Origin of the sequence: Phaeocystidibacter marisrubri, from assembly GCF_008933165.1 — a bacterium.
Taxonomy (GTDB): domain Bacteria; phylum Bacteroidota; class Bacteroidia; order Flavobacteriales; family Schleiferiaceae; genus Phaeocystidibacter; species Phaeocystidibacter marisrubri.
In genome coordinates this window covers 1,352,522-1,368,228 of sequence record NZ_WBVQ01000002.1, presented here as the reverse complement: position 1 = coordinate 1,368,228, position 15,707 = coordinate 1,352,522, and the positions used below count along the sequence as shown (strand labels likewise).

At 46.0% G+C, this 15,707-nt stretch carries 14 protein-coding genes; 13 read left to right on the top strand and 1 reads right to left on the bottom strand.

What is annotated here, in order from left to right; translation table 11 throughout:
* Nucleotides 1–260: 260 nt before the first annotated feature.
* The 13 genes from F8C82_RS13200 (at nt 261) to F8C82_RS13140 (ending at nt 14,269) form a co-directional block, all read left to right on the top strand.
* Nucleotides 261–1,037 (top strand): DUF4382 domain-containing protein, encoded by a 777-nt coding sequence (locus F8C82_RS13200; RefSeq protein WP_170266264.1) that lies wholly within the window; start codon nt 261–263, stop codon nt 1,035–1,037.
* A 419-nt stretch (nt 1,038–1,456) separates the two neighbouring features.
* Nucleotides 1,457–1,915, top strand: coding sequence for a nuclear transport factor 2 family protein (locus tag F8C82_RS13195; RefSeq protein WP_151694060.1), 459 nt, complete (start codon nt 1,457–1,459; stop codon nt 1,913–1,915).
* Between the two features lie 55 nt (nt 1,916–1,970).
* Entirely contained in the window at nt 1,971–3,302 is a 1,332-nt protein-coding gene (locus F8C82_RS13190; protein WP_151694059.1) for a DEAD/DEAH box helicase, read from the top strand.
* 108 nt (nt 3,303–3,410) lie between these two features.
* Complete coding sequence (locus F8C82_RS13185) at nt 3,411–3,878, top strand: MarR family winged helix-turn-helix transcriptional regulator (protein WP_151694058.1); 468 nt, start codon at nt 3,411–3,413, stop codon at nt 3,876–3,878.
* Nucleotides 3,875–4,999: an efflux RND transporter periplasmic adaptor subunit gene (locus F8C82_RS13180; RefSeq protein ID WP_151694057.1), complete on the top strand. Its 1,125-nt coding sequence runs from the start codon at nt 3,875–3,877 to the stop codon at nt 4,997–4,999. Before F8C82_RS13185 ends, F8C82_RS13180 begins: the two co-directional genes overlap by 4 nt.
* Nucleotides 4,996–8,160 carry an efflux RND transporter permease subunit gene (locus tag F8C82_RS13175; RefSeq protein WP_223279556.1) on the top strand — a complete coding sequence of 1,055 codons (3,165 nt, stop codon included), beginning with the start codon at nt 4,996–4,998 and terminating at the stop codon, nt 8,158–8,160. Before F8C82_RS13180 ends, F8C82_RS13175 begins: the two co-directional genes overlap by 4 nt.
* Nucleotides 8,132–9,445 carry a TolC family protein gene (locus F8C82_RS13170; RefSeq protein ID WP_151694056.1) on the top strand — a complete coding sequence of 438 codons (1,314 nt, stop codon included), beginning with the start codon at nt 8,132–8,134 and terminating at the stop codon, nt 9,443–9,445. Before F8C82_RS13175 ends, F8C82_RS13170 begins: the two co-directional genes overlap by 29 nt.
* 55 nt (nt 9,446–9,500) lie before the next feature.
* The gene (locus F8C82_RS13165; protein ID WP_151694055.1) at nt 9,501–10,094 is read left to right on the top strand and encodes an N-acetylmuramoyl-L-alanine amidase family protein; all 594 of its coding nucleotides are present in this window, start codon (nt 9,501–9,503) and stop codon (nt 10,092–10,094) included.
* A gap of 152 nt (nt 10,095–10,246) precedes the next feature.
* Complete coding sequence (locus tag F8C82_RS13160) at nt 10,247–11,959, top strand: DEAD/DEAH box helicase (RefSeq protein ID WP_151694054.1); 1,713 nt, start codon at nt 10,247–10,249, stop codon at nt 11,957–11,959.
* A gap of 98 nt (nt 11,960–12,057) precedes the next feature.
* Entirely contained in the window at nt 12,058–12,405 is a 348-nt protein-coding gene (locus F8C82_RS13155; protein WP_151694053.1) for a TfoX/Sxy family protein, read from the top strand.
* A complete protein-coding gene (locus F8C82_RS13150; protein WP_151694052.1) occupies nt 12,402–12,920 on the top strand; it encodes a GNAT family N-acetyltransferase in 519 nt (172 codons plus the stop codon). The genes F8C82_RS13155 and F8C82_RS13150 overlap by 4 nt, the downstream gene beginning before the upstream one ends.
* Before the next feature lie 24 nt (nt 12,921–12,944).
* Nucleotides 12,945–13,844: a bestrophin family protein gene (locus tag F8C82_RS13145; protein ID WP_151694051.1), complete on the top strand. Its 900-nt coding sequence runs from the start codon at nt 12,945–12,947 to the stop codon at nt 13,842–13,844.
* A 2-nt stretch (nt 13,845–13,846) separates the two neighbouring features.
* Entirely contained in the window at nt 13,847–14,269 is a 423-nt protein-coding gene (locus F8C82_RS13140) for a RidA family protein (RefSeq protein WP_151694050.1), read from the top strand.
* Between the two features lie 274 nt (nt 14,270–14,543).
* On the opposite strand, the gene F8C82_RS13135 is transcribed toward F8C82_RS13140, so the two are convergent.
* On the bottom strand, nt 14,544–15,635 hold the full coding sequence (locus F8C82_RS13135) for a transporter substrate-binding domain-containing protein (protein WP_151694049.1): 1,092 nt from the start codon (nt 15,633–15,635) through the stop codon (nt 14,544–14,546).
* Between the last annotated feature and the right edge of the window lie 72 nt (nt 15,636–15,707).

Here is a 15,707-nt window from a genome sequence, read left to right as displayed (position 1 = left end):
GAAGGGAAAGACTCCAATGGTCAGGATTTAGCCGATGGTACGTACTTCTACACCATCGAACTCAACAATCCAATGACGTATCAAAGTGAAACCCTTAGTGGTTCCATCAACATCATGAGAGGAAACTAATTCCACACAAACACACGCTAAGAAAGCCGTTCACATTGTGAGCGGCTTTTTTTATGTGCGGACATTGCGATACATCATCGCTTTATATAGTGAAGACCATCCTCAAATCTACTACGAACCTAAAATCCATAATGATGAAGATTAACATGACCACGCTTTTCGGAGCGGCGTTGATGGGATTGACACTTGTATCGTGTTCTGAAGAGGAACCTACTACACAGAATGGTACCAGTACCATGAACGTGAAACTAACCGACGCTCCTGGCGATTACGATCAAGTTAACATCGACGTTCAGGCGGTTGAAATCATTTATGCAGACAGCGGTAAAACTACTCTTAACGCTATTCAACCTGGCATTTATGACTTGCTCGAGTTGAACAACGGACTCGACACACTTATCGCAACGGAAGATATTCCATCTGGTGAAGTGAGCCAGATTCGTTTGATCCTTGGAAACAACAATACCGTAATGGTAGACTCTGTTATATACGATCTTAAAACCCCAAGCGCACAATCAAGCGGTCTTAAAATCAAGTTCAACGAAACACTCATAGATGGAGTGGAATACAGTGTAACACTTGACTTTGATGCTGCTCGTTCCATTGTACTCACTGGAAATGGCAAATACATTCTGAAGCCTGTTATCCGCGCCTTTGTTGACGCAACTTCTGGAGCCATTGAAGGTTATGTTCAGCCAGACACAGCAGTTACATACACTTTCGTTATTGACAATACTGACACCATTGGAACCGTTCCAGACACCACTGGATACTTCCGCATCTCAGGCTTGCCTGCAGGTACACATGATGTCAATTTTTCCGCGGCGGCGCCTTACACCGATCAAACCATCACAGGAGTGAATGTCACACTCGGTCAGGTTACTGATATCGACACGATTCAGTTCTAGACAGAATAAAGACAAAAACTAAACACGAGAAACCCCGACGATACGTCGGGGTTTCTTCATTTTATTCATACTCCAATAAATAATTGTAAATTCAATTATCCATTTATTTGAGAATTATGAATGACTCATCTCCCAGGCGTAGGTCTATAATGACTTTTAAAAGACCGTTCGCCTTTCAAATTTGGCTCTCAACCGGACTTCTTGTAGTGCTTGCACTAGTTGTTTGGCTGAATAAGTAAGAGCCTTGAAACTCGCACTACTCAAATTCGGACTTCGCTGCTTGCGGATCTTTCCTTCTCTTCGCGAAGCAGACCTAACCCAGCTTTCCTTCCTTCAAAAAGGACTTCTGGGACTACGGTATAAACTTTCATTTGCTATTCTTAGCATAGAAAATCCAACCGTACATTACTTTAAAAGGAATGAATAAGCTGCTTACACTCTGCTTTTTCCTCCTCCTCACTTGGCCAAGTATGGGTCAGACCGAGGATGAGATTATTTCTGTGGTCGATTCCACGTTATCGCTCATTTCCGGCACACCAGAAGACACTTATGATTGGGACGCCTTTCGATCTCTATTTACAGATGATGCTGAATTAGCGACTATACACCTTCCGCCTAATGCCGAATCCCCTCAACTCTTCCGGCTGACCATTGGCGACTTCATCGAACGCATGGGAAGAGTGTACGAATCGAGAACATTCATTGAGAAGTCCATTGCTCATGAAGTTCACATGGTTAAAAACATTGCTCAAGTTTGGCAAACGTACGTCACCTACGGGGAAAACGGAGAGGAATTATCGAGAGGCGTAAACGCCTACCACTTGATGAAAATCGATGGGAATTGGAAAATTTCAAGCTTGATGTGGGAAGACTTGTAAATGAATTGTGTGGCCATCGCGCAATTCTTCACAAATAAATCTCATCTTTGAAGCCATGAAATTCAGTGAGTTCGGACTCGACGAGCAAATATTAGAAGCCATTCACTTCGCAGGCTTCGAAGAGGCCACCCCCATACAAGAACAGGCAATTCCCATTATCCTAAAAAACCGTGACCTTATTGGTTGTGCGCAAACTGGAACGGGAAAAACCGCAGCGTTCATTCTACCGGTACTCGAGCAGATTAAGCGAGAAAAACCAAGTGGAACATCTACCCTTATCATCGTGCCTACGCGCGAATTAGCAGGCCAAATCAATTCCCAAATTATGGGTATGGCTTACTTCACCGACGCCCATTCCGAAACCGTATACGGTGGCGGTGGTGCCGATGATTGGGACAGAGAACGTAAAGCATTGACCAACGGAACCGACATCATTGTTGCTACGCCTGGTAAGTTGATCGCACACCTCCAAATGGGGTATGTGAAATTCGACAGCGTTCGTCACCTCATCCTTGATGAAGCTGACCGCATGCTTGACATGGGCTTTTATGACGATTTGATGAAAATCGTTAGCCACCTTCCCAAGAAGCGCCAAAACCTTCTCTTCAGTGCAACCATGCCTCCGAAGATTCGAAAGTTGTCGATGGACATCCTTACCGATCCCGAAGAGGTGAGTATTTCCATTTCCAAGACAGCCACTGGTGTTAAGCAAGGTTCTTACTGCTGCTACGACGAGCAGAAAGAAAGTCTGGTTGAATCTATCGTACTCGACCGACCGGATTACAATTCCATCATCATTTTCTGTAGCCGCAAAAACAAAGTGGCTGGACTCGTTCGCAAGCTCCAAAAGAGGAAATTTGATACCGCAGGTATTTCATCCGACTACGAGCAGAACGAGCGCGAAGAAGTGCTCATGAAATTTAGGAGTAAGTCCATCCGCATTCTTGTGGCAACGGATGTACTCTCTCGAGGAATTGATATTCAAGATATTTCTTTGGTCATCAATTTTGATGTTCCCAACGCACCAGAAGACTACGTCCACCGCGTTGGTAGAACCGCAAGAGCCAACACCAAGGGAGAAGCAATTACGCTGGTGAACCCGCTCGATATGCGCAAGTTCCAACGTATTCTTGACCTTGTAGGTCCGGTGATTGAGATGCATCCTCTGCCTGAAGAAATGGGTAAAGGACCAGAGTTCCGTCCAGGTTCTAAAGGCAAGGGAAATCGCAAACCCAATTCTCATAACAAGAACTTTAAAAAAGGGAGAAATCATCCTCGATCGGATAAAGGAGGAAATGGAAATCGCCCGGCAAAGAAGAATTTTAATCCAGACCGAAAACCCCGAAGTTCCAATGGTGAACAACCAAATTCGAACAAAGCGGAATAATTCTCCAGCCGTCTAACTATACAATCCCGATTCATCCCATGTCTCGGGATTTTTTTATTGTTCTAACATTTGTTGCATATTCACAACTGTTGTACGTTTGCAACAATTATGAACACGAAGGATCCAAAAATCGTAAACCTCGGTTACTTGATAGGTAGAATACATCAGTGTATTCGCAAGAACACCACAACCAAGGCACTAGAGCTCAACTTTCCCTACCGATTCGAGCACATGATCATCATGCGTGTTATCGACAAACACGGTGGTGAAATGTCGCAATCTCAATTGTTGGATTTTCTACCCGCCTTTGATCGGCATCGCTTAAGCAGGGCCTGTGTCGAAATCGAAGATCTCGGCCTTATCCGGAGAGAACCCAACCCAAATAACAGAAGGGAAAACATTCTCTTCAGCACGGAGTTAGGCACAAGTACGATCTCCGAATTCAAGCAGATTGTCCTTTCGGCTAACCCGCAAATATTCAACAACATTCGACCTGAAGATTTAGACCACATGTTCCAAACTCTTCATCAGATACACGACAACCTCTCCGGTGAACACAACACCTTAAACACATGAAAAAAGAAACCATCATCATCCGCAGCATACTCGGTGGCGTAGCCATTGCAGCCGCTGCAGGACTCTTCTCCAACTATTTGGCGAGCCAGGCAGAGCCACCTGCCAAACGCTCTAGCGCACCTACCAAAGGAGTTCTAGTAGAGAGGGCAAATCCTTCAACCACCCCGTTTCAACTACAAGTGTATGGTAAGATTGAAGCCTACGAACGCATTGAACTTTTTGCGGAAGTAAGTGGAGTTCTTCAATCCACCAACCCTGCATTCTTAGAAGGGAACGCTTTCAGAAAGGGCCAAACCCTTCTTCGCATTGAAGACAGTGAGGCAACCGCTTCCCTAATGAGCCAACGAAGCACGTACATCAATACACTTACCCAAGTGCTTCCTGACATCAAACTCGACTATCCCGATCTATTTGAGGCGTGGCAGAACTACTTGGCTTCTATCGATCTTGACAAAAACACTCCAGCTCCTCCTGCTGTCGATAATTCTCAAGCGAAGATCTTCCTTACTTCCAAAGGTGTTTACAGCGCCTATCACAACCTGAAAAGCTCAGAAGAACGCTTGGACAAGTACCACATTCGCGCACCTTTCTCAGGGGTCGTTACCCAATCGTCCATCCGCCCGGGAACCCTCGTTCGAATCGGCCAGCCTATGGGAACCTTCATCAACCCAAGTGTTTTTGAACTGGAAGTATCTCTTTCCCTTCAATATTTAGACTTGCTTCAAGAAGGAAACAAGGTTATGCTCAGCTCACCCGATATCGATGGTGAATGGGAAGGAACCATCAATCGAATCAACAAAGGCTTGGATGCGAATTCACAAACGGTGAAGGCCTACATCCGACTCAAAGGAAGTACGCTTCGCGAGGGAATGTACTTGAGTGGTGTGTTGCAAGGCGTGAATCTGAAAGATGTAGTATCGGTTAACCGCCGACTCATATTCGACAACAATCACTTGTGGACTGTTGAAGACAGTTCTTTGGTAAAACGCCGTGTTGAAGTCGTTGAATTCACCGAAAACGAGGCGCTAGTAAGAGGACTAAATGCTGGTGAACTTCTCGTAACGGAACCTGTTCCGGGAGCATTTACTGGAATGCCTGTCACTTATTCCGAAGAGCTATGATGAGTCGTTTAATCAAGTACTTCATCAAGTACCCCGCTGCAGTTTATACCATTATGGTGGGCATGCTCGTGTTTGGCGTAGTGGCTTACATGAACATGAATACAACCTTTTTCCCGGTTAACCCGAGTAGAACGATCACCATCCGCGCCGTTTACCCTGGTGCCTCTCCTCAAGAGGTGGAAGAAGGCATTGTCCAAAAAATTGAAGACAACCTAAAAGGGGTGACGGGAGTGGAACGTTATACCTCTGTTTCGTCTGAAAATTCAGCCTCCATTACGGTTGAAGTCTTGAAAGACAATGACCCGGACCGGGTCTTGGAAGATGTGAAAAATGCCGTGAACCAAGTTCCATCCTTCCCTACGGATATGGAACCGATTGTGGTTTACAAGCAGGAAAACCTCAACTTCTGTATCAACTTTGCCCTTAGCGGCGAAGGGGTTGATCTCCTCACATTGAAAGAAATTGCCAGGGGGGTAGAACGCGATCTTCGGAATGAACATGGCGTTTCAAAAATAACTCTCAACGGCTTTCCAGATGAAGAAATTGAAATCGCCTTTGACGAAAATTCCCTCCGCGCTTACGGCATCACTTTTCAAGAGGCTGCTCGCGCGGTAGCGGCTACCAACCTAGATATAACGGGGGGTACAATTAAAGGGGAAAACGAAGAAATTCGGATTAGAGCCACGGGTAAGGCATACACCGCAGATCAACTGGTAAATACCGTTGTGAAAGCCCAAAGCGATGGTACCATCGTGTACTTGAAAGACTTGGCCACGGTACGTGATCGATGGAACGAAAATCCGAACAGAACGGAAATGAATGGAAAGCCATCCGTTGAAGTTCTCGTTCAAACTACGGATAAAGAAGACTTGCTGACTGTTGCTGCTGAAACGCGTCAATACATCAACCAGTTCAACGCAGATCATACCAATATTCAAGCGACACTGATTCGAGACTTTTCGGTAACGCTTGAACAACGCAGAGATCTCCTCCTTAACAACGGGGTTGTGGGAATGATACTCGTGCTCGTCTTGTTGAGTTTCTTCCTCAACATTCGACTCGCTGGATGGGTTGCCATGGGGATTCCAATGTCTTTCTTGGGTATGTTTATACTCGCCCAATTTTTCGGAATTACCATCAATGTAATCTCCCTCTTCGGGATGATTGTGGTGGTGGGTATTCTTGTGGATGACGGTATCGTCATTGCCGAGAACATCTATCAACACTATGAAAACGGAAAGAGCCTGACTCAAGCTGCCGTGGATGGAACCCTAGAAGTTGTTCCTGCGGTACTCTCAGCTGTACTCACCACCATTGTGGCCTTCAGTTCCTTCTTCTTCTTGGACGGAAGACTGGGTGATTTCTTCGGTGATTTGGCCTTTATTGTAATTGCAACCCTTCTCATTTCTCTCTTCGAAGGGCTATTCTTCTTACCTGCGCACATTGCTCATACCAAGTTGAAATCACCGGATGCGAAGAAGAACCGCATGGAGCGAATCATGGATTCTACCATGAACTGGATGCGCGATACGATTTACACTCCATCACTCGCCTTCTTCCTAAAATACAGAGCCATGGCATTGGCCATGTTCTTCGGACTTCTTTGGATTACCATTGGCGCCATTAAAGGGGAAATTGTTTCCCTCACGTTCTTCCCATTCATTGAGAGAGATGACATCACCGTTGAACTCAACATGCCAGCAGGAACGCGAGAAGAATCCACGCAATATTGGCTGGATTACATCGAAGAAAAAGCGTTGGAAGCCAATGCTGCACTCACCGAGAAAAACATCGACACTGCTGATATTATCGTGAAAATCCAGAAGTCGATTGGTCCAACCACGTACCAAGGAAAAGTGAGCGTGATCTTACTAGACAGTGAGCGTAGATCCATTCGCTCTGCTGAAATCACCAACGCACTTCGCGATGCTGTTGGACCGATTTATCAGGCAGAAAACTTATCGTTTGGCACTTCTAACCCTTTCGGCAAACCGATTTCTGTTTCTCTTCTTTCAACAGATCTGGAACAATTGGAAGGAGCAAAAGGAGAATTGAAAATCGCTTTGGAAGAATTGAGCCAGTTGCGAGATGTAGTAGACAACGACAAAGAGGGCGTTCGAGAAGTCAATTTGAGTTTGAAGACCAAAGCTCGAATGCTTGGATTAACACTTCAGGATGTCCTCGGTCAAGTTCGCCAAGCATTCTTTGGATTTGAAGCACAACGCCTCCAGCGCGGTGAAGACGAAGTGAAAGTTTGGGTAAGGCTCGATGAAAAAGACCGAAGCTCCATCACGCAAATGGAAGAATTGCTTATCCGCACACCGAATGGCGCTGCTTATCCTCTGCGTGAATTGGCCTCCTATGAAATTAAGCGAGGAACCATTGCCATTAATCACTTAGATGGTCAGCGTGAAGTTCGCGTAGAAGCTGATTTGGCCAATCCTGATGAAAGTGCTCCGCTCATTCTAGCAAACATCCGCGATTCCATTGTCCCTCCTATTCTCCACAAGTATCCCGATGTGCGAGCAAGCTTTGAAACAGGGCAAGTAAGAGAGGCAAACAAAGCACAGAGAAGTGGAAAAATCGTATTCCCTGTGGTTTTCTTCATCATGTTGCTCTTGATTACTTTCACATTCAGAAGCGCACTCCAAACGGCAATTCTCATTCCAATCATCGTATTCAGCTTTAGTGGAGTGGCCTTTGGTCACTGGATCCACGACCGACCATTAAGCCTCTTCTCCTTCTTGGGAATTGTGGCACTTATCGGTGTGATTGTGAACGACTCCCTTGTTCTCGTAGGTAAGTTCAATCAGAACCTAGAAGAGGGAATGGAATTCGATAAAGCGGTATTTGAAGCTGGAAGACAGCGATTCCGCGCCATATTCCTCACCACCATTACAACGGTTGCGGGCTTGGCTCCACTCATTCTGAACAAGAGCTTCCAAGCACAATTCCTCGTTCCAATGGCAATTTCGGTAGCCTACGGTATTGCCTTCGCTACCACATTAACACTGGTGTGTTTACCCGTGTCACTATCCTATCTAAACGATTTCCGCCGTTTCCTACACCGCATTTGGTACGGTGAGAAAATCTCCAAAGAAGCAGTTGAACCCGCAGTAAAAGCCTTTAAAAATGAACAAGAGCATCCTGATTTGCACTAGCCTACTGCTCGCCACTTATTCGAGTATGGCACAGGAGTTTGTGTCTCTCGATTCGGCAGTGAGCAGGGCGATTCGCGAAAACCACGGCATCGTGATTGCGCGAAACAACACGGAAATTGCGAGCAACAATGCTCGTCCAGGTGTGAGTGGACTCTACCCAACGCTCAGTGTAGGGGGTAACTTGAATTACACCAATAACAACACCGACCAAGAGTTCGTAACGGGACAAACACAGAATGTAGATGGCGCTCAAACCGTGCAGAGTGGCGCCAATGTCACTTTGAGTTATACGCTGTTTGATGGAATGCGAAATTGGAATTCCTATCGCCAAGCTCAAACGTTAGAAGATGCGTCCATCGCCAATCGTCGTCTTACCATTGAGAATACTGTGGTCAACGTGATTAGTCAGTATTACGAAGTAGCTCGACAAGAGCAGAACTTGAATGTGGCCAAAGAGGCTATCGCCATTTCGTTAGACCGCTATGAACGAGCCCGGCTTCGCAAAGAGTTGGGTGCGGGAGTAACCCTCGACTTGCTGAATGCAGAGGTTGACCTCAACCGAGATAGTGTGACATATAGAACCACCTACACCAATCTCCAAAATGCCAAGCGAAACTTGACCACGCTTTTGGCCTTGGAGCCTCGGACCAATTTCTCGGTTGACACCATTGTAAATTTCAGTATCCTTCAGCCGATGGAAGTGTTCAAGAATGCAGCGATGGATCAAAACGCCGCCCTCATTGCGGCACATAGAAATCAACGTGCCAATGAATTTGCAGTTGGCGCTGCACGAAGTGGCTACATGCCCAACTTAAGTGTCAACGGTGGTTATGCGTATAGCAGAACAGACGCTGAAGCCGGCTTCTTGAATTACTCGCAAAACTTGGGATGGAATGCCGGATTAACCTTGCGTTGGAACCTCTGGGATGGTCAGGCTACTCAAACGCGAACCGACAATGCCAAGTTGCAAGTGGAGAACTCAAAGCGTCAAACACTGAATACCGAACAGCAGTTGATGACGGATATTGAGAATGCCTACACCACCTATGTGAATGCGCTCTATGTGATGCGAACTGAAGAGCGAAATGTAGCAACATCTCAGTTGAATTTTGATCGAACTTCGGAGAGCTTCTCGTTGGGACAAGTGACCAACACCACTTTTAGAGAAGCACAATTGAATTTAATCCGATCCAAAGCAGCGCTGTTGAACGCACGTTACACCGCAAAGATAGCTGAGATTCGGTTACTGCAACTCTCTGGAAATCTGATACAAGACCAACCTTAAGGCACAATAGATTTCGTGGTTGAGACGTTTGAAAAAAACATCTAACTTCTCAACCATGAAATCACTTGCCCTCTTCGCCTTCCTTTCCCTAGTAGGAAGCACATTCGCCCTTTTTGATTCTGATGATTCCCCAGTACTCATCATCAATGCTGGGCATGGTGGTAAAGACCCAGGATCCATTGTTGGCAACCTCGAAGAAGCCGATCTCAACTTGGCTTGGGCTACGACGCTCAAAAATCAAGCAGAAGAGCGAGGAATGGAAGTGATGATGATTCGAGAAAACGACGAATACCTCGATCTGAAAACCCGAATAGAAAGAGCCAATTCATTTGACGGAAAAGCCATTCTTCTCTCTATTCACATGAACGACGCCGGTGAGCACACTGATAAAAACGGCGCCATGCTTTACACCAAGATCGGTTGCAGTGATGAGGAAATTTTACTCCGAGATGAGATGGTCGCACATCTGAGTACTTTCCGTGAAGTTAACATTGAAGAGGGTGAATTCTACGTACTGAAAAACTCCGTTCATCCGAGCCTCATCATCAATCCCGGATTCATGTCGAACGCCAGTGATTTAGCCAATCTACAGTCGCCTGATTACATGCACTCCTTCCTCGATTTAGTGCTCAATTCTATCCAAGAATAAAATAAAGTCCATATAAATAATCATATCCCATTGAATTTCACTACTTTTGCGCCTTCGAAACGGCATCTAAGCGAAACTGGCCCGCGCAGTAGATGATTCGGGTATAAACTGGGCCACAGGTTGCGCAAGCAACGTACTTAAAGGTCCTTTTTATGCAGACTTTCGCCGATCTCGGGTTACGCCCAGAGATTCTAGCGGCCTTGAATTCTATTGGATTCGAGACTCCTACACCCATTCAACAAGAAGCAATTCCAAAACTTTTGGTAGGCGAGCGTGACCTCATTGGTCTAGCTCAAACCGGAACCGGTAAAACCGCAGCTTTCGGCCTTCCTCTTCTCGATGCTATCGAGGATGACTTCTACCAAGTTCAAGCATTGGTTCTTTGTCCAACTCGTGAATTGTGTCTTCAGATCACAAGCGACTTGGAAAAATTCAGCGCCAACATGAAATCTGTAACAACCCTTGCGGTTTACGGAGGTGCTCCCATTTACAATCAGATCAAAGCCTTGAGCCGTGGTGCGCAAGTTGTCATTGGTACTCCTGGTCGTGTTCTCGACTTGGTGAAACGAGGAAAACTTGACCTCTCTCACCTACAAACACTTGTACTTGACGAGGCTGACGAAATGCTCAACATGGGCTTCAAAGACGATTTGGATGCCATTTTGAGTACAGCGAACGAAGAGAGAAAAACATGGTTGTTCTCTGCAACAATTTCTCCAGAAATTGCTCGTATCGCTCGCAACTACATGAACGATCCAGAAGAAACTGCTACCGCAGCAAAGAACTCTTCTTCTGCTAACATTACGCACCAGGTTTGTACCGTGCACGCCAAAGACAAGTACGAAGCTGTTCGTCGTATTTTGGATGCACACCCAGACATCTTCGGTATCATCTTCTGTAGAACTAAGATTGAAACCCAAGACATCGCCGACAAACTCATTCGTGATGGATACAATTCAGATGCACTTCACGGCGATTTGAATCAAAACCAACGCGACGTTGTTATGCGCCGCTACCGCGATAAGAGTCTACAAGTACTCGTTGCTACAGACGTAGCTGCACGTGGTTTGGACGTTAAAGAAGTAACTCACGTTATTCACTACCAACTTCCAGACGATCCTGAGGTATATGTTCACCGCTCTGGTAGAACGGGTCGTGCGGGTAGCACAGGTGTTTCTATTGCTCTCGCTCACATGCGCGACGGTAGAAAGCTTCGTGAAATCGAGCGATTGATCAAAAAACCATTTGATCAAATTGACCTTCCGTCAGGTAAAGAAGTTGTGGCTGCTCGTGCGAGATTCTGGGTTCAACAAGTCCTCAATTCAGAAAGCAATCCAGAGTCTCTTCAAGAGCTTTGGCCAATTGTTGACGAAGGATTGGCGGAATTGGACAAAACGGAACTCCTTCACCGCGTAGCCGGTTTGGCACTTCAACAGTTCGTAAACGAATACGAGAAAGCAGCCGATCTCAACCACCGTGGACATGACCGCGACAGAGGTCGTGATCGTGACGACAGAGGTGATAGAGGTGACAGAGAGCGTAGAGGATCCGGTGAATTTGCCGTATTCAAACTATCTCTTGGCGCCAAAGACCGCATCAACAAAGGAAGTTTGATGAAGGAAATCAATCGCATGCGTGGAATTAAGGGAATCGAAATCGGCAAGATTCGCATTCACGAAGATCACACCATGATTGAACTCGATAAGCAAAGAAGTTCTGAAGCTTTCCAAGCCTTCAAGAGATGGAAATATTTTGGAAGAAAAGTATTTGTAGATCAAATGGACGGAAAAGAAACCGCAGACCGCAGTTTCACAGATCGTCCACCGAGAAGCAAAGGCAAGAAAAACTTCAACAAAAACAGATAAGTTTCAACCCTGACATGCGATTGCATCGTCAGGGTTTTTTTCTACTTTATTTCTGCAATATTTTCCGTCGTATAATTCCTATTCCCTAAATTTCGGGAATGGCCTACGACGAATATGCAGCGGAGCGAGTGGACCGCATCTTACAGAGTAAATCTGTCGCATTTGAGCAGAAAAAAATGTTCGGTGGTGTAGCCTTTATGGTCAACCACAAGATGTGCATTGGCGTCATAAAGAATGAGTTGATGTGCCGAGTGGGAGAAGAACTCCAAGAAACGGCTCTGCAACAGATTGGCGCAAAGGCCATGGAATTCACTGGAAAACCCATGAAGGGATATGTTTCCGTGGAACCCGATGGATTCGACACCGAAAATCAACTAGAACAATGGGTAAATTGGTGCCTCGCATTCAACCCCAAAGCAAAAGCAAGTAAGAATCGGAAATCATGATTTTTGAAACTGACCGTCTCATCGTTCGAGAATTGTCAATGTCCGATTTGCCTTCCTTTACCAAATTGGAAGGTAATCCTGATATCGTTCGTTACACGAATTCGAACGCGGCTACACCAGCCGAAGCCAAAGACGACCTCCTCAACATTATCGAAAACTACACCAAACAGCGCCCTGACAAGCTGATTTGGGCAGCTGTGAACAAGGAGACTGAAGCCTTTATTGGAACGGTGGCATTGGTTCCTTTTGACGATACAACCTTGGAAATTGGATACCGAATTCTCGTCGAACACTGGGGACGTGGATATGCTACTGAATTGTGTCCAGCTCTCATCGAATACGGATTGACCTTTGAAAACATCAGTCGCATTTATGCAGAAGCCGATGTAAGAAATAGCGCGTCGATTCATATTCTCGATCGCTTCATGACCTTCACCAAAGAAATCCAAAATGAGCGATTAAACTGTATTGATCGTCATTATGAGGTAGTGCGAAGGGAAGCAAGTGTGGCCTAAACTCTCAGGCCTTATCTTTGACCCATGCTCATCAGAAAGAATTGGACGATTTCGGAAGTGCTGCGCAGAACTTGGCGCATCAACCTCATCATACTCCTAGAAGTAGGAGTGGGACTTCTCGCCTACGACAAATTCATTTCTGATTACTTTCAAATGCCGTCCTTATTGGCTTCCGTATTGGGTACGGCCATCGCCTTCTTTATTGGTTTTTTGAACAACCAAGCCTACGACCGTTGGTGGGAAGCGCGCAAGATCTGGGGTGAAATCGTGAATGACTCTCGCTCTTGGGCCAGAAGCGTACTCACCTATATTGATGAAACCCCTTCAACGAGTGCATTAAAAGTCAAGATGGTAAAACGGCACTTAGCTTGGTTACACTGCTTGAAGAACAACCTGAGAAAAGTAGATTCAACCACCTTCTTGCTCTATCTCGAGGAAGGTGAAAGAGAAGCCGTACTCACTGCAAAACATCAAAACAACCTCCTCCTTCAACAGCAAGCCGAAGACCTCCACAAATTGCACAAAGCCGGACACACCGATGAGTTTCGATTCAAGGCTATGGACGAACTTTTGGTGCGCATGACGGATGAAATGGGCAAATGTGAACGCATCAAAAACACCGTGTTCCCTACGAGTTACGTATTCTTCACCAAGTTCTTCATCTTCCTTTTCATCAGCATTAATGCCATGGCATTGTTTGAGCTTAGTGAATGGTGGGCCATGCTCTTTGGATGGGTCATTGGCTACGTATTCTACACCACTTTCTTCAATGGAATGATGGTGATGAATCCATTTGAGAACGAACCATCGGACACGCCAATGAGTGCACTCACTCGCACCTTGGAACGCAACCTTCTAGAAATGCTAGGAGAACCTGATTTACCAGAATCCATTGAACCCGAACACGGAGATCACTTAATGTAATTATGAGTAAGATTAACGCACAAGACGCACCGAAACCCGTTGGACTTTACCCTCACGCAAGACGTGTTGGAGATTTGTTATTTCTATCAGGCGTTGGCCCTAGAACCGCAGGTAGTGATGCAAACGACAGTGGTGTTCCCGGACTAAAACTCGACCACAATGGCAACTTCTTGGAATTTGATTTCGAAGCCCAAGTTCACAGTGTATTTGAAAACGTTCGCAAAATTCTAGAGGCATCTGGATCGAGCTGGGACAAACTTGTAGACGTTCAGGTTTTCCTCGTGAACATGAAGCGTGACTTCCACACCTTCAATCGCATTTATGCCGAATACTTTAAGGATAACCAACCTTGCCGCACCACAGTTGAAATCAACAGCCTCCCCACTCCTATCGCGATTGAGTTGAAGTGCGTAGCAACGGTGTAGATGGCAGTCTAAGGTCTACAGCGAGCAGGAGTCTGGTGTCCGACAAGGGCGCCCTCAGCCCCCCTGCGAAACCCTTGACGAAGTCAACCTGCGAAGCCCCCTGACGAAGTCCACCTGCGAAGCCCCTGACAAAGTCAACCTGCGAAGCCCCTGACAAAGTCAACCTGCAAAGCCCCTGACGAAGTCAACCTGCGAAGCCCCTGACAAAGTCAACCTGCAAAGCCCCTGACGAAGTCCACCTGCGAAGCCCCTGACGAAGTCAACCTGCGAAGCCTCACTCAATCCCATACCGCTCCTGAATCGCGATCCAATCCACGCTATTCAATCGCTCTACAAGAAGTGGGTTTACCTTGGGAAGTAATTGGTGATCCCTCGACATAGGGAAGCTGTAATAATCCGTTCGAATTCCATTCGGAAGAATCTCTAGATCGTCTACAAAAGGAGAATTCACGAGCGTATTGTACATGAGTACCCTGTCGTACACAAAGAGTTCTACTTCATCGTCCACTACCATTTCCATTCCTTCGGCGATGCTAGAAACGCGTACGAATGGCACGTTGAAACGGGACAAATAGTGATCCGAACTGGTACCTTCAATGGTGGCAATCTTGAAGCTTCGCAGATCGCGAACACTGTGGATTTGATCCTTTAGGTTTTGAGTGGTAAGTGACGATGCAATTCCAGCGGTTAAACTCGAAATCCCGACTACGCCTGCAACCATCCATACAAAAGCAACAGTTCTACCCATTGGTGTCTTTGGTGCTTTGTCGCCATATCCAACGGTAGTCATGGTTACAGCACTCCACCAAAAACCATCGCCAATACCCTTGTAGCCCTTTCTAAACTCGTGGTTCTTCCGGTGTTCAATCAGCCAAACAATGAAGCCAAAAATGAGGATGATCACCCCTAAACCGAGCATGGCCGACAAGAACTTCCAACTAAACAGAGAGGATAGGAAATTCAAATACGGACTCGACTTTGCGCGCATTACTGCGGTATCCGTGATATAAAAAGGTTGTGTGAAATCTACCCGATCCAAGCGATCAGAAGTTACCGTTACTGGATTCACACTCATCATAACTTCGCCCGACTCTACCGCTTTCAAAATAGAAGGAATATCAGAATAAACGATGTACTCCGACGACCATCCTAGGCTGCGATCGATGTGCTCCCAAAAATCGACAATGGGTCCATGAACTCCCGTTTCATCTACAAAAACAAAGGGAGGAGCATGCTTCACGGCAATTTTTATCACTGAACCACTGTCCAAGGTATCCAATGCGCTCACTGAATCGATATCGCTCTGAGCAGCAGAGGTAAACGAGCCAACAATAAGAAGTAAGCGTGCGTAAATGGTCACTTTCATAGGTCTAATATAACAGAACACGAAGAAGAAATTCTTGTAAAACCTTTAACATTCGCAGGAATCACGTATTTT